Origin of the sequence: Parabacteroides sp. ZJ-118, assembly GCF_011038785.1 — a bacterium.
Classification (GTDB): domain Bacteria; phylum Bacteroidota; class Bacteroidia; order Bacteroidales; family Tannerellaceae; genus Parabacteroides.
In genome coordinates this window covers 1-18,305 of the sequence record NZ_JAAKDT010000003.1, presented here as the reverse complement: position 1 = coordinate 18,305, position 18,305 = coordinate 1, and the positions used below count along the sequence as shown (strand labels likewise).

At 53.8% G+C, this 18,305-nt stretch carries 12 protein-coding genes; 4 read left to right on the top strand and 8 right to left on the bottom strand.

Annotated elements, in window-relative coordinates; all coding sequences use genetic code 11:
- From xseA to G7Y39_RS01775, 5 genes are all read right to left on the bottom strand, one after another.
- Complete coding sequence (gene xseA, locus G7Y39_RS01795; RefSeq protein WP_165154519.1) at positions 1-1,344, bottom strand: exodeoxyribonuclease VII large subunit; 1,344 nt, start codon at positions 1,342-1,344, stop codon at positions 1-3.
- Positions 1,325-2,707: a S8 family serine peptidase gene (locus tag G7Y39_RS01790; protein WP_165154517.1), complete on the bottom strand. Its 1,383-nt coding sequence runs from the start codon at positions 2,705-2,707 to the stop codon at positions 1,325-1,327. The genes xseA and G7Y39_RS01790 overlap by 20 nt, the downstream gene beginning before the upstream one ends.
- A 63-nt stretch (positions 2,708-2,770) precedes the next feature.
- On the bottom strand, positions 2,771-3,238 hold the full coding sequence (locus G7Y39_RS01785) for an Lrp/AsnC family transcriptional regulator (protein ID WP_165154515.1): 468 nt from the start codon (positions 3,236-3,238) through the stop codon (positions 2,771-2,773).
- A gap of 185 nt (positions 3,239-3,423) precedes the next feature.
- On the bottom strand, positions 3,424-4,134 hold the full coding sequence (locus G7Y39_RS01780; protein ID WP_165154499.1) for an FKBP-type peptidyl-prolyl cis-trans isomerase: 711 nt from the start codon (positions 4,132-4,134) through the stop codon (positions 3,424-3,426).
- 20 nt (positions 4,135-4,154) lie between these two features.
- Positions 4,155-4,742 (bottom strand): FKBP-type peptidyl-prolyl cis-trans isomerase, encoded by a 588-nt coding sequence (locus tag G7Y39_RS01775; protein WP_165154497.1) that lies wholly within the window; start codon positions 4,740-4,742, stop codon positions 4,155-4,157.
- Positions 4,743-4,903: 161 nt separating this feature from the next.
- Between G7Y39_RS01775 and G7Y39_RS01770 the strand changes: the two genes are divergently transcribed.
- Positions 4,904-5,587: an NAD-dependent deacylase gene (locus tag G7Y39_RS01770; protein WP_165154495.1), complete on the top strand. Its 684-nt coding sequence runs from the start codon at positions 4,904-4,906 to the stop codon at positions 5,585-5,587.
- Positions 5,588-5,615: 28 nt separating this feature from the next.
- On the opposite strand, the gene G7Y39_RS01765 is transcribed toward G7Y39_RS01770, so the two are convergent.
- Positions 5,616-6,575 (bottom strand): PCMD domain-containing protein, encoded by a 960-nt coding sequence (locus G7Y39_RS01765; RefSeq protein WP_165154493.1) that lies wholly within the window; start codon positions 6,573-6,575, stop codon positions 5,616-5,618.
- Between the two features lie 132 nt (positions 6,576-6,707).
- On the opposite strand from G7Y39_RS01765, the gene G7Y39_RS01760 reads away from it, so the two are divergent.
- From G7Y39_RS01760 to G7Y39_RS01750, 3 genes are read left to right on the top strand one after another with little or no spacing between them, the layout of a single operon-like run.
- Positions 6,708-8,174, top strand: coding sequence for a Na+/H+ antiporter NhaC family protein (locus G7Y39_RS01760; RefSeq protein WP_165154491.1), 1,467 nt, complete (start codon positions 6,708-6,710; stop codon positions 8,172-8,174).
- Positions 8,175-8,234: 60 nt separating this feature from the next.
- On the top strand, positions 8,235-9,686 hold the full coding sequence (locus tag G7Y39_RS01755) for a Na+/H+ antiporter NhaC family protein (RefSeq protein WP_165154489.1): 1,452 nt from the start codon (positions 8,235-8,237) through the stop codon (positions 9,684-9,686).
- Positions 9,655-10,830 carry a dicarboxylate/amino acid:cation symporter gene (locus G7Y39_RS01750; protein WP_165154487.1) on the top strand — a complete coding sequence of 392 codons (1,176 nt, stop codon included), beginning with the start codon at positions 9,655-9,657 and terminating at the stop codon, positions 10,828-10,830. Before G7Y39_RS01755 ends, G7Y39_RS01750 begins: the two co-directional genes overlap by 32 nt.
- Positions 10,831-11,081: 251 nt before the next feature.
- Here G7Y39_RS01750 and G7Y39_RS01745 read toward each other — a convergent pair whose 3' ends face one another.
- Together G7Y39_RS01745 and G7Y39_RS01740 are read right to left on the bottom strand one after the other, a co-directional pair.
- Positions 11,082-14,321, bottom strand: a complete 3,240-nt coding sequence (locus G7Y39_RS01745) for a S41 family peptidase (RefSeq protein WP_165154485.1) — start codon at positions 14,319-14,321, stop codon at positions 11,082-11,084.
- Positions 14,322-14,606: 285 nt separating this feature from the next.
- On the bottom strand, positions 14,607-17,708 hold the full coding sequence (locus G7Y39_RS01740) for a DUF6383 domain-containing protein (RefSeq protein WP_165154483.1): 3,102 nt from the start codon (positions 17,706-17,708) through the stop codon (positions 14,607-14,609).
- Positions 17,709-18,305: the final 597 nt, after the last annotated feature.

Below are 18,305 nucleotides of genomic sequence, written 5' to 3'. Positions count from 1 at the left end.
TTAATTACGTATTGGTTTGATAATACTTTTTATTTCACCATCGATGAAGCGAGTCGTCAGCTCGTCGCCGGCTCGCAAATCGGAGGCATGTTTGATAATCTTGCCCTCTTTCAAGGCCAAGCTATATCCCCTCTTCAGTATATAATCGGGAGAGGCCATCTTGATAAACTGTTCCGTAAGCTGGATAAAACGCGTACTTTCGGAGAGTTTAGAGGCAATACCGTTCCGCAAGCGGAGTTCCGTATGCTCAAGTGCCGACTGGCGGCGTGATAGCAAACCCGATGCCATCGCGGGTAAACGGCTCGCTATCGTTTGCAGCCCCGAGCGATTCCGCTCGATCCGGTTTGTCACGATAGAGGGGAAACGGGTAGCGACCCATTGCAAATCGTTTTTCTGGCGGGATAGAATATCCATGGCCAACCGACTTACGTCTTGCCGCAAACGCTCCAACTCCTCGCCGACGCTATCCATTCGGGAAATAAGGAACTCGGCGACAGCGGTCGGTGTCTTCATCCGGGTGTGCGCCACCAAATCCACGACCGTGTCATCCCGTTCGTGCCCGATACCCGTGACGATCGGTAAAGGGAACTGAGCGCAATTCGCCGCCAACAGATACGAATCGAAACTATTCAAGTCAGAGGTAGCCCCACCTCCACGGATAATCACGACCACATCAAAAAGATCTTGGTGTTGGTAAATCCGGTCTAAAGCCGCTATCACAGAAGCCTCCGTCCGTTCTCCCTGCATCAAGGCGGGGAATAATTTGGTATAGAACGGATAACCTCCCTTATTCCGGGTCAGCTGATTCATAAAATCCTCGTAGCCGGCAGCCGTCGGAGAAGTAATGACAGCGATCCTCCTGGGAAGTAAGGGAAAGGGCAATTCCTTATTCAGCGTAAAGACCCCCTCCTCCTGCAATTGACGGATAATCTCCATACGCTTGCGCACCATATCGCCTAACGTATAAGCCGGATCGATATCAAGCACCGTAAGGCTCAATCCATATAACTCGTGGAACTCAACCGACACCTTCACCAACACCTTCAAGCCGGAAGCGAACAGCTGGCCGGTCTCCATCTCGAAATAAGGCTTCAACATACGAAACGTCTTCGCCCAGATAGAGCCTCGTACCTTGGCCACCAACTGCCCGGTCTGCTCGCTCTTCTCCACGAATTCCAGGTAACAATGTCCGGAAGAGGTATTCACCCGCACATCGCTCATCTCCGCACGCACCCAGCAAGTCTCCGGGAAAGCCCTCGACAATGCTCCCCGTATGCGGGTATTCAGCTCCAACAAAGATAGAGCCTCTTTCTCGCCCGACAAGTTATTCAGATTCGGCCGCATATTTACGCTCTTTTTTATACGCTTTGTACACATCCGGGATGCCATATCCCAACTCAGCGTCCGGTTGCTCAAACTTACTGCCGAAACGCAGCAAAAGAGAGATTATCTCCCTATTCGTCAGACCGGGAAACGCCTGCCATAAACAAACGCCCAATCCCGCTAAGATCGGCGTAGCGAAAGAGGTACCGTTCGCGTAACGGATATTCCCCGTAGGATCTATCACGCAACAGCCCGTACCCAAGGCGACCACATCCGGCTTCACCCGGTAATCCGCCGTAAAGCCGACCGAACTGAAACTACTTTTCTTCTTACGATCCGTGATAGCCCCCACTGTCAATATATCCGAGGCATCCGCGGGAAAGGTTATCTTTCCCCAGCTACCGTCTCCCTCGTTGCCGGCACTGCTGAACAACAAGATCCCCTTTGATGAAGCCATCTTAGCGGCACGACTGATCAAGGAGGTCTTCCCGTCCAATTGATCTTGATGATAATTCAGGGCCTCTACATCAAAGGAAAAATAGCCCAACGAAGAAGAGACCACATCCACTCCCACGCTATCGGCAAATTCCATAGCCGCCGTCCAATAATCCTCCTCGATGGGAAACTCCGAACGGCTATCCTCGCTCTTTATCAGCCAATATCCGGCTTGGGGAGCCGTACCGATCATCCACCCCGGCGCGTCAGCGGCCAGGCAAGACAAGACCTTCGTCCCATGATCATCCCCGATGAAAACGCTCCGGCCGGGGAAAACCACATTACGCGTTCCCAATAACCGCAAGGAATCAAATACGCTGATCCGATTCACGTTCATGAAACCGGCGTCGACCACGGCCACACGCATGCCCTCACCCTTAAAGCCCGCCTCATGCAATTTGATACCATTCAGCATCTTGATCTGCTCCTCGGCATAGCCGTAAGGCGATTTCTCCGGTTTATCCATTGGCATAAACCGTGTCGTATCTTTCTCCTCCCCAGGAATATCGGTCTCCTCGTCACCTTTCCAAACCCATTTCACGGAGTCCACGATCGGAAGGCGCGAGAGACGCTCAGCGACCAAGCTATCCGAACAGGACACCACGACGGTAGAGAACCACTTACTCTCCACCACCGGCTTCCCGCCATGGGCGGACAAGGTATCCAGATAAGCCTGAGCGATCGGTAAATCCGATTCCGACACCGATATGCCTTGCCGGTTCCGTCGCTCAAGAGACTCCTTGGATAGATATTCCTCCGGGTTATCCAGCGTATAACCGGAATTCCCCTTATCTTTCAAATACACCCGAAAACGAAAACTTTCGCCGGCATCTACTCCCAGAGAAAACCAACTGAATACGAAAACGAATATTCCTATATATTTACTCATCGAATCTCATAAGCCAAAAAGCCCGGCACTGGAATAGGCCGGGCTCATGCATAATTCTTCGTCTTATTCATTGATATCACAGATAGGGATCTCACGTTTAACACTTTGGCGCAAAGAGATCAAGGTCTCCGTAGCCGTAACACCCGGTATCTCTTGAATCTTGGTGTTCAAAAGCTCCATCAAATGCTCGTTATCGCGGGCATACAGCTTGATCAGCATCGTATACGGGCCCGTAGTAAAATGGCATTCCACCACTTCGGGTATTTTCTCGAATTCCGGGACAACATCCTTGTACATAGATCCCCGCTCCAGTTTCACGCCGATATAGGTACATGTATTATACCCTAATATTTTGGGATTGATGTGATATCCTGAGCCAACGATCACATTCATATCAATCATGCGTTGAACCCGTTGATGAATCGCTGCACGAGACACACCGCACTCCTCGGCAACATCTTTAAAAGGAATCCTAGCATTCTTTGAAATAATGTTCAATATCTGCCGGTCCAGTTTGTCTATCTTCTCCATTTTAAATTCGCTTTATTGTACGCATTCAAATTTAATGTATCAAAAGTATATAATAAATTCGAACCATATATCATTGTGAAAGAAAAAAGTAATCAATAAACAATAAGAGCGGACAAAAAAATGCTTTTTAGCATAATTTGCCCGCCCATTAGCTTACAAACGTCCCGTTTCTATATCTTCGCCACTTATTCTTTTACGATGTCAAGCAACTCCACCTCGAATTTCAGCACGCTGTTCGGTTTGATATCTTGTCCTGCGCCACGCTCGCCGTAAGCCAAGTCAGACGGGATCCAGAAGATATATTTAGAACCGACCGGCATGATCTGCAAGCCCTCGGTCCAGCCCTTGATTACTTGGCCAACGCCGAACTCAGCCGGCTCGCCGCGATCCACGGAGCTATCGAACTTCGTTCCGTCCAACAGCGTTCCGGTATAATGAACTTTCACCTTATCGGTCGCGGTCGGCTTCGCGCCTGTACCCTCTTTCTCCACCTTATATTGCAGGCCGCTCTCGGTCGTGATAACACCCTCTTTTGTCTTATTCTCGGCCAAGAACTTCTCGCCCTCTTCTTTTGTCTGCCGAGCCTCGCGGGCCTGAGCCTCCACGAAATAGGTCTGCAAATATTGCTGAGCCTCTTGCGGGGTCATCTTCATGGCGGAAGAATCGCCCTTGATAGCCTGGATGAAACCGGTGATCAAATCATCTACGTTAGCCTCGCCACCCGGCAAGGTCTTTAAGTTTTCCTTATAACCGGCACCTGTGCTGATACCAATCGCGTAGCTCGCGCTATCGACAGGAGTCTTCAAACTCGCGCTTTTGTGAGAATCACCGCAAGAGGTGAAAGACGCGCCCACCGCTACAATCGCCGTAGCGACTAATACACTTAACTTTTTCATTTCTCTTTAACTCTTATATATTACTTTTCGATATCCAATAACTCAACTTCGAAGATCAACGTGCTATTCGGCTCGATAATCTCACCTGTCCCGCGCTCGCCATAAGCGAGGTCAGACGGGATAAACAATCTCCATTTGGAACCGACCGGCATCAACTGCAGAGCCTCTACCCATCCCGGGATTACCTGTGAAACACCAAATACGGCGGGCTCCTCTCTCAGCACGGAGCTATCAAACACCCGACCATTGATCAACGTACCGTGATAGTGACATTTCACTCGATCGTTCGCCGTAGGTATAGCGCCCGTACCCTTCTTCAACACCTCATATTGCAAACCGCTGGGCAACACTACCACACCCGCCTTATGCTTGTTGATAGCCAGGAACTCCTCACCGGCTTTCTTATTGATCTCCAGTTTCTCTTGCTCAAGCTTATCGAAGAAATCGTTGATCACTTGTTTTGCCTCATCATAACTGAGAGCAGGTTTCACCTTCGCCAAAACGTCTTTCAATCCCTGTACAAAATCTTCCGCTTGAAGATCCTTGATGCCCGCGTTCCGGAAATTATTCCCGATACTTAAGCCAAGCGCATAACTTACTTTATCCATTCTTTTTATTGTTCAACTAATTACAAGCTGCAAAAGTAATGCTTTTAATCGTATAACAGCATTTTGCGAGAACTTTTTATTTCATTCAAAGCTTTTTACGAAATAAAGTCGTAATTTCGTGACGGGTAATACCTACATCTATACATTAAAACAAGTGACAGATGAAAAAGTTAGTCATACTTACCGGAGCGGGAATGAGCGCGGAAAGCGGCATCTCCACGTTCCGCGACTCGGACGGGTTATGGGAGAGATACCGGGTGGAAGATGTCGCCACGCCGGAGGGCTTCGCCGCCAACCCGGAATTGGTTCTCGACTTCTACAACCGGCGCAGAAGAGAGTTATTGAATACGAGACCTAACGCCGGTCATCTCGGGTTAGCCGCCTTGGAGAAAGATTTCGACGTACGGATCATTACGCAGAACATCGACAACTTACATGAGCGCGCGGGTAGCAGCCACGTGATCCACCTGCATGGGGAGTTGATGAAGGCCTGCTCCGTAAGGGATCTGGACACGACCTACGACCTGTCACCGGAGAACCCGGATATCCATCTGGGCGACAAAGACCCTCACGGGAATCAGCTACGTCCTTTCGTCGTATGGTTTGGAGAGGCGGTACCCATGATAGAGCCTTCCATCCGGTTGGTGGAGGCTTGCGATATCTTCGTGATCATCGGCACCTCCTTGAACGTCTACCCGGCCGCCGGCCTGCTAAACTACGTGCGCCGGGGCCAGCCGATCTATTTGATCGACCCCAAGGATGTACGTACTTACCGCGACGATATCGAGCATATACAGGCCGGGGCCTCGGAAGGGGTCAGGAGGCTGACGGAGCTGCTTACGTAGCGGCTTCGTCGCGCCCCGGAAAGGAGGCTCAATACCCCAGCCGGATATTATCCACCCAAAAGGTATTTCCCGGGGCGCCTGTGTATGAGCCTCCGTGACTGGAGCAGAACTCCAGGATCATGTGGGTTACTTCATCGTCCTCCGTCCCCCAGCCGACCTCTTGGATCGGGACGTTCTTGCCTTTGCTGTTCAGGCTGTAGCGCGCGGACTCGCCGAGCTGGAGACCCATATAGGCTTGGTAGTCGCCACGTTTCGTGATATCGCCGTATAAGATCGTGAAATCGGCATCGTTTACCCAATCCGTATTTTTGTCCATCCGGATCACCAGCGTACCGATACGCTTGGCGTATAGGTTCCCCTCCTTGTCTTCCCAACGTTTCTGGAGAAAGAGATTCACCGAAGGCATATCAATGCCATCCACCTCCGACCGCTTGCCCAAACCGCTCAATCGGATCCGATTGGGGGCGCCGGAGCGTTTCACCTTGTAATCGAACAACAGGGAGGTCGGTTTTTGGCGGAACGGGATCCCGCAAACGATCTGCCCCCACGTCTCCGAGGAGTTCTTCGCCGGTTCCTGGAAACGGCCGAGATAGAGGCATCCCCCGACCAACACCTTCACGTTTATGATACCCATCGCCGAGATCGACTCTATGCCCGTCTCCAACCGGGCGCAATACCCCTCCTCCCGCCTCTCGGGGTAGACGCTGACGCTGGCTTTCGTAATCCCGCTTACCTTGGCCATCACGTTAGAGCTGCCCCAGGGCGAGGCGCCCGGCTCAAAAGGCTTATTCCCGACAATCGTATCCGCGGGACCGACGCCGTAGAGCGTCTTGGTCTCCTTCCCGATAATCGCCGATTCCGTGATCTTACGTACCACCCACTGATCCAGATCGCCATAACGGATCGCCTCCGTCTTCCGCTGGGCACACAGCGCCATGCTGATCCCCAAAAAGATAAATAGACCGCTTAACCGATTTTTTACTGCCATACGTTACCCCCCTATCCAAATCCTTTTTTATTTTCGCGGTGAAATTAATTAGAATCGATAACACAAGGAAGGTCCGTATAAAGAATTTATCCGGATGATCCGTGATTAAATGCAAACGACGTGAACAAACCCATGGCAGAGAAGCCCCGTACGCCCTCCATCGCGATCGCTTTACTACCCGTAGTGACGTTAGTCCTCATGCTGGCCGTAGCCATCTACATCTTCCGGGGAGATTCCCTGGGGGGAGCCAGCCAAATCGTATTGTTGACAGCCACCTCGATCTGCTCCTTGATCGCCGTCTTTCATTGCAAGGTCCGGTGGGAGGAGATCGAGGGGCAGATCGCCCGCAACATCCATGGGATCGCGCCGTCTGTCATCATCCTGTTGCTGATCGGGACCCTATCGGGCAGTTGGATGGTGAGCGGGGTCGTGCCGTCGTTGATCTATTACGGGTTGCAGGTCATGCAGACGGATCTCTTCCTCGCGGCCTGCTGCCTGCTATGCAGCATCGTATCGGTCATGACGGGCAGCTCGTGGACGACCATCGCCACCATCGGGATCGCCTTGATCGGGATTGGCGAGGCGCAAGGCTTCCGCACGGGGTGGGTAGCGGGAGCGATCATCTCGGGCGCCTATTTTGGGGATAAGATGTCGCCCCTATCCGACACGACCGTATTGGCGGCCTCCGTGACGGACACCCCTCTTTTCACGCATATCCGGTACATGCTGTATACGACCGTTCCCTCCCTGCTCGTCGCGCTGGTCGTGTTCAGCGTCGCCGGGTTCGCGCGGGAGGCCGCGGACGCGTCCCGGATAACCGCTTTCTCCGAAGCGTTGAGAGACTCGTTCCACATCACGCCTTGGCTGATGATCGTACCGATCGTCACCGGGATCCTGATCGCCCGGAAGACGCCTTCGATCGTGGTGCTGTTCGCCTCCTCGCTGCTCGCCGGGCTGTTCGCCCTGCTCTTCCAGCCGGGCGTCTTGCTGGAGATCTCGGGGATCGCGGACCGCGGGATTATCGCCTATGTCAAGGGCCTGCTGATGACTTTCTATGACAGCACGCAGATACAGACCGGCGACGAGGCCCTGAACGCCCTGGTCTCTACCCGGGGGATGGCCGGGATGCTGAATACGATCTGGCTGATCATCTGCGCCATGTGCTTCGGCGGGGCCATGACGGCCAGCGGCATGCTGGGAAGCATCACGCGTATCTTCCTGCGTTTCATGCGGGGGCGGACCAGCATGGTCGCCTCGACCGTCGTGTCGGGATTGTCCTTGAACATCTGCACGGCGGACCAGTTCATCGCCATCATCCTGAACAGCGAGATGTTCAAGGAGGTCTATAAGCGGCGGGGATTCGAGAGCCGCCTGCTCAGCCGGACGACGGAAGACTCCGTCACCGTCACCTCCGTGCTGATCCCGTGGACGACTTGCGGCATGACGCAAGCCACGATCCTGGGCGTATCGACCTGGACCTATCTCCCGTATTGCGTCTTCAATATCGTCAGCCCGTTGATGAGCGTCCTTGTGGCGGCGACCGGTTACAAGATCGTCCGGAAGGGCCGCGGGACGGGGAATTCGATCGCTGATTCATAGCGTTACTCCAGGTATTTTTCGTATTTTCGCGTCATTATTATTTAAGCGACTCAATAAACCATGGAAAATTGTCCGAAGAAGATGCCCTCGCCGCTACTCTCGCTGGTGCCTATCCTCGTGATGGTGGTGCTTCTGTTTGTAACCATACGCACGTTTGGCAGCGACGCGTTGAACGGCGGAAGCCAAGTCGTATTGCTTGCCACCACGGCGGTCGCCTCCCTGCTGGCGATGCTCTTCTGCGGAGTCGGGTGGCGGGCGATCGAGGAGGCGATCTGCAAGAACATATTGGGAGTATCCACGGCCCTCATTATCCTGCTGCTGATCGGCGCCTTGTCCGGCAGCTGGATGATCAGCGGGATCGTGCCGACCTTGATCTATTACGGGATGCAGATCATCCATCCGAGTTTCTTCCTGGCCTCCTGCTGCGTGATCTGCGCGGTCGTGTCGGTCATGACGGGCAGCTCGTGGACGACCATCGCCACGATCGGGATCGCCTTGATGGGTATCGGCGAGGCACAGGGCTTCGCCACGGGATGGATCGCGGGGGCGATCATCTCGGGCGCCTATTTCGGGGATAAGATCTCACCGCTCTCCGACACGACGGTACTGGCCTCCTCGGTGACGCAGACCCCGCTGTTCTCCCACATCCGGTATATGATGCTTACGACCCTGCCCTCCATGGCGATCACGTTGGTTATCTTTACCGTGGCGGGCTTTACGCATACCTCGGACGCGCTCGGGCAGATCGCCGAGTTCGCCGCCTCGCTGGAGGGGAGCTTCCGGATCTCGCCCTGGCTGCTGGTCGTACCGGCCGTTACCGCGGTCCTGATCGCCAGGAAGACGCCCTCCTTGATCACCCTGTTTGTCTCGACCGCGATGGCCGGCGCGCTCGCGCTCGTCTTCCAGCCCGATTTGTTGCGGGCGGTGGCGGACGACGACTCCCTGTTCAGGGGCTTGTTCATGACATTCTACGGGAGCACCCAGATCGATACGGGCAACGAGACCTTGAACAACCTGGTCGCCACCCGGGGGATGGCGGGGATGCTGAATACGATCTGGCTGATCATCTGCGCCATGTGCTTCGGCGGGGCCATGACGGCCAGCGGCATGCTGGAGAGCCTTACCTCCGTGTTCCTGCGCTTTATGAGGCGGCGGACCGGCATGGTGGCCTCTACCGTATGCTCCGGCTTGTTCTTGAATATCGTCACGGCCGACCAATACATATCGATCATCCTTACCGGGAACGTGTTCAAGGAGATCTACCGCGAAAGGGGGTATGAGAGCCGCCTGTTGAGCCGTACGACGGAGGATGCCGTGACCGTGACCTCCGTGCTGGTACCGTGGAACACCTGCGGCATGACGCAAGCCACGCTGTTGGGCGTGTCGACGCTGACCTATCTGCCCTATTGCTTCTTTAACCTGATCAGCCCGTTGATGAGTATTACGATGGCCGCCATTGGCTTCAAAATAAAGCAACACCATGAAGAAGATCAAAGTGTCCTTGTTGACTAAAGTCGTTATCGCCATCGCCGGCGGCGTATTGCTCGGCCAGTTTTTACCGGGAGGGATCGCGCGTATCTTCGTGACCTTCAACTCCCTGTTCGGCAACTTCCTGTCGTTCGCCATCCCGCTGATCATATTGGGGCTGGTGACTCCCGCGATCGGCGACCTGGGCAAGGGGGCCGGGAAGCTGCTGTTGATAACCGCCCTGATCGCCTACGGCTCGACCGTCTTCTCGGGTTTCTTCACCTTCCTGAGCGGAGCGGCCATCTTCCCGCGCCTGCTGCCGGCCCACGCGGAGCTGACGGCGATGGAGAATCCGGAGGATTTCATGCTGACCCCCTACTTCGCGGTCAATATGCCGCCCCTGATGGATGTCATGACGGCCTTGCTGCTCTCCTTCACGATCGGCCTGGGGCTTTCCAACCTGGCGGGGAGCACCCTGCGCGACTCCTTCGCGGATTTCAAGGCGATTATCGTCAAGCTGATCGAGGCGGTCATCATCCCGTTGCTGCCGCTCCATATTTTCGGCATCTTCCTGAATATGACCGTGAGCGGACAGGTCGCGAGTATCATCGCGATGTTCCTGAAGGTCATCCTGGTGATCTTCGTCTTGCATGTATTGTTGTTGTTGATCCAGTTCGCGATCGCGGGGGCCGCGGCCGGGAAGAATCCGCTCCGGCTCTTGAGGAACATGCTGCCGGCCTACGCCACGGCCCTGGGGACCCAATCCTCCGCCGCCACGATTCCCGTGACACTGGCGCAGGCGATCAAGAACGGCGTACGGGAGAACATCGCGATCTTCACCGTGCCGCTTTGCGCCACGATCCACCTGGCGGGCAGCACCATGAAGATCGTAGCCTGCGCCATGGCGATCCTGATCATGGCGGGGGAACCGGTTACCCTGGCCGGCTTCAGCGGATTTATCCTGATGCTGGGGATTACGATGGTGGCGGCGCCGGGCGTCCCGGGAGGGGCGATCATGGCGGCCTTGGGTATCTTGCAAAGTATGCTGGGGTTCAACGAGACGCTGCAGGCGTTGATGATCGCCCTTTATATCGCCATGGATAGCTTCGGCACCGCGTGCAACGTGACGGGAGATGGCGCGATCGCCATCGTGGTAGATCAGATAGCCGGGAAAAGCGGCGTCCGCTGAGATCGTCCAAGCGCTTTTCTTGTCCCGGCGGCGTCCGCTGGGATCGTCCAAGCACTTTTCTTGCTTCAGCGGAGCCCGCCGGGATCATCCAAGCACTTTTCTTGCTTCAGCGGAGCCCGCCGGGATCGTCCAAGCACTTTTCTTGCTTCAGCGGAGTCCGCCGGGATCGTCCAAGCACTTTTCTTGCCCCGGCGGCGCCCGCCGGGATCGTCCAAGCGCTTTTCTTGCCCCGGCGGCGCCCGCCGGTCCGGTTAACGCGCCGACCAATCCCTCGGCGCGGGGATCGGGGCCAGCGGTTTACGCGTTTTCAGTTGTTTCATGACCTCCTCGATGGCGCGGTCCAGTTGTTGATCCTCGCCGTTCCACTCCTTGACGGGGTCGTTATCGATCTCGATATCCGGCTCCACGCCGCGGTTCTCGATGATCCAGTCGCCCGTCTTCGGGTCATAGCTCGTGAAGAAAGGCACGCGGATATCCGTACCGTCCATATAGGGGAGCGAGCCGCTGATGCCGATGATACCGCCCCACGTGCGGGTCCCGATCAGTTTGCCCAGGCCCAGCGCGCGGAAGCCCCACGGGAACAGATCGCCGTCGGAGGCGGAATACTTATTGATCAGGCAGACCTTCGGGCCGACCTGCACGGCATCCGGCACGGTCCCGATCAAGGAGGAGCCCCGGCGCATCGTCAGGCGATACGGCTCGCGGGAGAGGCGCTCCAGGATCATCGGGGAGACATTCCCGCCGCCGTTCGCGCGATCATCGATAATCAGCCCCTCTTTGTCCAATTGCGGATAGAAATAGCGGGAGAACGCGTTCAAGCCCTCCGGCCCCATGTCCGGGATATAGATATAGCCGACCCTGCCGTTCGTCGCCCGGTCCACCTTCCTGATGTTCTCTTGGATCCAATTGTAATGATACAGGGAATACTCCTCCGCCAACGGGCGGATCACGACCTTGCGGGCGCCCGCCAGCTGCGGCTCGCTATTGAGCGACAACTCGGTCGGTACGTTCGCCTTCCCGACCAGCAACTTGTACATATCGTTCACGCTGTTCGCGGGGACCCCGTCGATCGCGACGATATACTCCCCGACCTTCGCCTCGACGCCCGGCTCCGTCAACGGAGCGCGTAACGCCTCGCTCCAGGAAGCCCCCGGCAGGATCTTCTCCAGGCGGAAGAAACCGCTCTTATCCCGCGAGACCTCCGCGCCCAGCAACCCCATCGATACCCGTCGCGGCCGTTCCGCCTCGCCGGGATTCACGTAGGCATGTCCCACGCCCAGCTCGCCGATCATCTCGCCGATGATGTAGTTCAAGTCCAGCCGCGTCTTCGCGTAAGGGAGGAGAACGGCGTATTTCGCCCGGATCGCCTTCCAGTCCTTGCCGTGCATGTTCTCCAGGTAGAAGCCATCCCGGAAGGCGCGCCAAGCCTCGTCGAAGATTTGCGCCCACTCCTTCGTATAGTCCACCGCGATCTTCATATTCGACAGGTCGACCGGCTTGCCCAGGTCCGCCTTGCCCTTCGGGATATCGGCCACGAAGAGCCGGCCGTCGCGGAAGAAAACCGCCCTCCTTCCGGCCGGGTCCACCCGCATGGCGGCATCGCCGAGGCTCTCCTCCTCCTGCTTCCCCAAGTCGAACCGCCTCATGCTCCCCTTCGTGAAATAATAGACGCCCGTCCCGTCGGAATAGAGATCGCGGTAATTCGCTCCCGGCAGGGGGAGCTTGACGATCCGATCCGCGAGGCCCGCGAGGTCGACCCGCATGACCGGGGCGGAAGCCTCACCCTCCGTCTCGCCGGCCCGGTCGGCCTCCGCCTTCGCCGGGGCAGCACCTCCCCGCGCGACCGCCGCGTCGGTCTGCCTAAACGGGGAGGCGGTATCCTCGGACAAGAGCGCCAGGTAGATGCCCCCCATATTCGTATACACATGGTTCCACTCCGTCTGGCCATAGGTAGGATTGAAATCGCGGGCGGAGGTGAATACCAGATACTTGCCATCCGTGCTGAACACCGGGGCATACGACTCGTACCACTTATCGGTCACGGGATACTCCCGCTTGCCCGCGATATCGTAGAGGTAGACGATCGAGAAATTATTGTCGGACACGCGGGAATAGGTCAGCCAGTTGTTATCCGGCGAGAAGCTCACGTCGCGGGCCTCGCCCAACCGGCTTCGCGAGACGGTGGTCAGCCGCTTGCTCGATACGTCCAGGAGATTGATCCGGTTCTTGCGGTCCGTATAGACGATCTTCTTGGAGTCCGGGCTCCAGCGGAACGTCCGGATATAGGTATCGTTATCCGCGGTCAGGCGGATCGGCTCGCCCCCTTCGGAATCCTGGAGATAAAGCTCGGTCTCGCCGGTCGCGTCGGAGATATAGGCGATGTGCCTCCCGTCGGGCGACCAGCGCGCGTCGCGCTCGTGCGCGCCCGGGCTACGGGTGATGTTTTTCGTGACCCCTCTCTCCACCGGGACGTTGAACACCTCGCCGCGGGCCGTCACCGCCACGCGCTCGCCCCCCGGGGAGAGGCTGGCGCTCGTGACGTATCCGGAGCCATCCTTGATCTCGCCGCGCGCGTAGACATTGTCGGAGGCGAGGGTCACGCGCACCCGCTCCGGCTGTTTCGACGCGGCATCCAGCCTGTACAGGTAGCCCCCGTTCTCGAAGACGATCGTAGAGCCGAAGCAGCTGGGGAATTTCACGTCGTACTCGGTGAAGCGCGTCACCTTGCTCGTCTGCCTCGTCGTCGTATGGTAGACGAAGAGGTTCATCGTACCCTCGCGGTCCGAGAGGAAATAGATCTCCTGGCCGATCCACATCGGGAAGATATCCTGCGCCTCATGGTTCGTGATATTCTCCACGCTTCCCCTCTCCGGATCATACACCCAGATATCATCGGCCATACCGCCCTTGTAATATTTCCAGGTACGGAACTCGCGCATGACCCGGTTGTAGGCCAATCGCTTCCCGTCCGGCGAGTAGCTGCAAAAGCCCCCCTCGGGCAGGGGGATCACCTCGGGCAGCCCGCCCGCCTCAGGTACCGTATACAACTTGCCGGAGAAGCCCTCGCCGATGCGGTTGCGGTAGACGATGCCCCGGCCATCCGGCGTCCAGGTCATCACGATATTGTTCGGGCCCATGCGATCCCCCAGATCATCCCGTCCGTTCGTGGCCGTGTAGGTGATCCGCGACGGCTCACCGCCGGAGGCGGGCATCGTGTAGACCTCCGTGTTGCCGTCGTACTGTCCGGTAAAGGCGATCGTCCGGCCATCCGGGGAGAAGCGGGGAAACATCTCATACCCCACGTACGCGGTCAATCGCCGCGCCTCACCCCCCGCGGCCGGGACCTTGTATAAATCTCCGGCGTACGAGAAGACAATCTCCGAACCATTCGTAGCGGGGAAGCGCATCAACCGCGCCTCATCATCCGCCGCCAGTGGCAGCGCCGGGATAGCGACAGCCGCCAAAGCTGCTAAAACCATTCTTTTCCTCATAAGCAATCTTATCTTTTAATGGCCTCAAATGTACGCAAAAAGATCCGGAATCCAAGCCGGGCGCCTCCACCGAGACCCACAAAGAACAGAAAGAGGATGCGTACATGATATCGACGCATCCTCTTGTCCCTTTATCCGTACTTCCTCCTCCCGGAGGTACTTACAGATCTCTTCATTTTGCTTTAGTATTAATATTAATCCAACTCCCGCCTGTTCATCCGTCGCGGAGTACTTGGACCTTGATCCGCGCGGGAATTGTATGATTATCTTATCTCCTTATTCATCTTATTTCACGATAGCCTTCACCGCTTTCTCACCTTCAACGGCCACGGCTACGATACCGGCCGGTACGGCGATCGCGGCGTTGTCGGAAGTCAGAACCGTCTCGGCGACTACCTTGCCCAAGATGTTCGTGATCACCACAGCCTTACCGGCCGCGCCCTGGATCGTCACGACACCGTTGCCGGCTACGATAGCGATCGCGGCTTCTTCCGCATCGATAGACTCGTTGCCCGTCGGAACCTCAGTACCCAATGTGAATACCATGGCCTTCTCTCGAGCAGTTGTCAAACCTAACTTACCATTCAAAGCGTATACATAAGCGGTCTGGTTATCAATCTTTCTCTGAGAAGAAACAACATATTCATCATCAGCCGTACCGGCAAGCGTGATATTAAATTTGAACGCATCCAATCGAGCAGTTGATTTCACGCTCTTGTCGTCGTTAAGCTCCTTAACCACCTTAACCGCCTCACCATTCACGGTAGTAGCGATCGTATCGACACCCTCAAGGATAGCCGGGCGGAAGATAACCTTCACATCAGACTCGCCAGAACCTTCCAAATAATATTTCTTGTCCGTATATTGCTGAGCGGAACCTTCCACGAAATAATTCAAAGAATCTGTCGGATTAAACATGAACATTCGCTCAGCCGGTTTTTCCTCACCTTCAGCTACCTCAATACCTTTAGAGATATAGAATGACGGAGTCTTAGCCTTGCTATCCGCGGTATCCAACCAGAAGATCATGCTCTCAGCGGACAGGATGCCCTCATCGAAGCCATTCTTATTCAACTGATAGTTGATAGAGCCCAACCTGTTGTCGAAAGAAGCGTGACGAGGTTTAGCGGCCAATGACGGGTTGAACGGATTCGCGTCCAAGATCTCAACGTTAGCGTAAGTTTTATTAATATCATCAGCAGATACGTAACGACTATCTTCGCTAAAAGCAATAGCCATAGTAGTAGTTTCCACCTTAGCCATTTTCGCGTCAGTACCAATTGAACTAGCATAGTCAAGATTACCGCTTGCCGTTTCAGACACTGCGACCAAAGAATAAGTGCCCGCGGAATTCTTAACAACAGCGAACTCTGTAGCTTCAGCAGCAGGCTTCTCTATAGATGCGGATCCGTTAAGATATTTAGCATCATCCCCTTTGGCTTCCGTATAGCGTAAAACATAAGTCGGAACAACCAACGTATCGCCATTCGCCTTCAGGGCGACCTCTCCCTTATCATTCAAATAAGCGAACGCCCGCGTGCTTATCACGTAATCCTCAACACCTCGCAGCGATTTAGTAGAATGATCTTTCGTACCCTTTACTCTTTCCGGATAAAGAACGATTAAATTCTCCGCCTCGGTTGAAGCCTTCATTGTTTTTTTATCCTTGTCAACAACAGCGTAAAGCGTTTTCTCTCCGAATAACGCATCCTTACCATTGAATGTCATCTTAAAGCCTTCGGCGATCTGCGTATCCGAGAATACCTTATATCCATCCGTACGAGTCGTAGCGATCGTGTTGAACTTAACGGAAGCTTCGTCCTTCCCTAAAACTAACTCGCTTGTTACACCCTTACCTGCGTCGATTCTCGCATCAGAGCCGTCATACTCGGCGCTAACTATCTTATAGCCACCTTCAGCGCCATTAGGTTGTAAACGTAATACCAAATTCTTACCCGTCTCACGGTTTGTCAATGTAAATTCATATTTGCCGTTGAAGCCGGAAACGATCCATTGAGATACCGGCATAGTGAAATCTACGCTATTATAAGCGGCGGCACTTAAGCTTGAACCATCAGCAGGATCGATTGTCAAATACTTGTGGTACTCAGTTTGTGAATCAGCCTCATCATTCTCGCTCTTGTTTGAGCTAGTGAAGTAGATATTAACCACATTCTCAACGTTCTTCTTCAACAATACTGAAGCGTCAAGGTAAGAGTTTTCACCCAATTGCGGATGGATAGCGGAATATTTAGATCCATCAGTTAACACCGTAGTCACATAGGTCTTCGTATCAGAAACAGACGGTTTAACAGCAGCTACATAAACATCCGTTGCTTCTTCTGTTTGATCTTTTTTCTTATACTGAACCGTTAACATCAATTTACCATCCTCGTTCAATACGTCTTTCGCCGTAATCGTAAAGGTTGCGTTAGAGCAAGAGTCAGCGTTGGCCGTAGCAACCGATCCCTTCATCCAATACAAAGCATATCCCTCACCATCTTGCCTTCCGTTGATATCATAACGATCAGAAGGATCTAATGCCAAGAATGTAATTTCTTGAGCCGCTGTCAAGACCGCGTCACCATCCGGAGCAGCTGCATTTGCCGCACTAACGCCACTATCTGAATCTTCTGGACAATAGGCCTTTGCCGCATCAACAAATGCCTTAACTTTCTTCGAATCACCTTTCACGAAATAAGTACCGACAGCCAACTTATTGTCATCACTCGCTTGAGCTGGCGTAACTTCCTTCGTGAATGATACGGGAATAACCTTATCAAATAAATTTCCAACCAGTTCATCCGTTGTATAATCGAATGACAATGTTGTACCATTTGAATTATAGTCATTCAAATACTTGGCATCAACCCCCTCCTTGTAAGAGAACGCTTGCAAATTAGTCTCTACTTCTTTCGTAGGTACAGTTACTGTATACAAACCCTTGAATTTCAACTTGCCCTCGGATACAGCGAACTTAACATTCAAATCAGAAAGATTCTTGTCGGTAGCGGAAGTCAACTCCTTACCCTCTTTATCGGTAACTACCTGATAAGCCACACCATTAACATTAGTCCACAACTCAAAAGAGTTAGATGAATAATTACGGATAGTAAACACGGTTCCTGTAGTCACATCCCCGTCAGCAGCAGCAAAAGAAACAACCTTCTTGTTGTCCTTCGTAGTAAGAACCTCTGAAACCTTCAACAACGCACTCTCAGACGCACCTAGATAAAAACTCATTCCATTAGCGAGAGCCGTCTTATTATTTTCATAGGAAACCGCTTCCTTCTTCGTAAGATCGGGATCAGCGGCATAAGCAACATTAAGAGCAGGCCCACCTAGCAGTAAACCAGCTGTTAACAAGGTAAAAATCCTTTTGTTCATAAATCAAAAATTTAATATTAATAATAATGTTAATTAAAGTCCATCCCGTTGTTTAAACCCTTGTCTTGCTCGAAAACGGCGAGCTTAAACGATCGTTTAAATCTTGCGTTTTTTAGTGCCGAAACGGGAGGTTCGTTGAAGGAAGTGGTTGTTTCGTAAAGAATAACCTATTCTATTGATAAGAAAGCGGATAAGTAATAAAAAAATAACTCGGAAGGGTTGCAAGTATCGAAGAAACGCGTACCTTTGCAAATGACTAGAAAAAACGATCGTTTAAGCTCGCCGTTTTTGCCTAATGATATTAATGTACGTGCGTACATTAATAGGGTATCCGGATTACAATCATTCATAAGAAACGATAAAGCGAATAAGCCCTTCCCAAGAGGGGGCATAGGCGTCTCTCTATCCGCCTGTCATTACGATGCCCATTGTAAGCGTCCAAGCACAGCCGGACGAAATTGCAAATCACGGATTCAATGGCTGTTAGCTTCTATCCCCTGATTTTGTTTTCATTAAACATTTAGTATTTATTAGTACTCAAACCCATGTTCATGGGGAGCATGCTGCTGTAATCGGTGCACCCGCGCACGATTTTGG

What these genes read in the sequence shown, in the direction of transcription:
- xseA (WP_165154519.1), bottom strand. Translation starts at nt 1,344, where the DNA reads ATGCGGCCGAATCTGAATAACTTGTCGGGCGAGAAAGAGGCTCTATCT.
- G7Y39_RS01790 (WP_165154517.1), bottom strand. Translation starts at nt 2,707, where the DNA reads ATGAGTAAATATATAGGAATATTCGTTTTCGTATTCAGTTGGTTTTCT.
- G7Y39_RS01785 (WP_165154515.1), bottom strand. Translation starts at nt 3,238, where the DNA reads ATGGAGAAGATAGACAAACTGGACCGGCAGATATTGAACATTATTTCA.
- G7Y39_RS01780 (WP_165154499.1), bottom strand. Translation starts at nt 4,134, where the DNA reads ATGAAAAAGTTAAGTGTATTAGTCGCTACGGCGATTGTAGCGGTGGGC.
- G7Y39_RS01775 (WP_165154497.1), bottom strand. Translation starts at nt 4,742, where the DNA reads ATGGATAAAGTAAGTTATGCGCTTGGCTTAAGTATCGGGAATAATTTC.
- G7Y39_RS01770 (WP_165154495.1), top strand. Translation starts at nt 4,904, where the DNA reads ATGAAAAAGTTAGTCATACTTACCGGAGCGGGAATGAGCGCGGAAAGC.
- G7Y39_RS01765 (WP_165154493.1), bottom strand. Translation starts at nt 6,575, where the DNA reads ATGGCAGTAAAAAATCGGTTAAGCGGTCTATTTATCTTTTTGGGGATC.
- G7Y39_RS01760 (WP_165154491.1), top strand. Translation starts at nt 6,708, where the DNA reads ATGGCAGAGAAGCCCCGTACGCCCTCCATCGCGATCGCTTTACTACCC.
- G7Y39_RS01755 (WP_165154489.1), top strand. Translation starts at nt 8,235, where the DNA reads ATGGAAAATTGTCCGAAGAAGATGCCCTCGCCGCTACTCTCGCTGGTG.
- G7Y39_RS01750 (WP_165154487.1), top strand. Translation starts at nt 9,655, where the DNA reads ATGAAGAAGATCAAAGTGTCCTTGTTGACTAAAGTCGTTATCGCCATC.
- G7Y39_RS01745 (WP_165154485.1), bottom strand. Translation starts at nt 14,321, where the DNA reads ATGAGGAAAAGAATGGTTTTAGCAGCTTTGGCGGCTGTCGCTATCCCG.
- G7Y39_RS01740 (WP_165154483.1), bottom strand. Translation starts at nt 17,708, where the DNA reads ATGAACAAAAGGATTTTTACCTTGTTAACAGCTGGTTTACTGCTAGGT.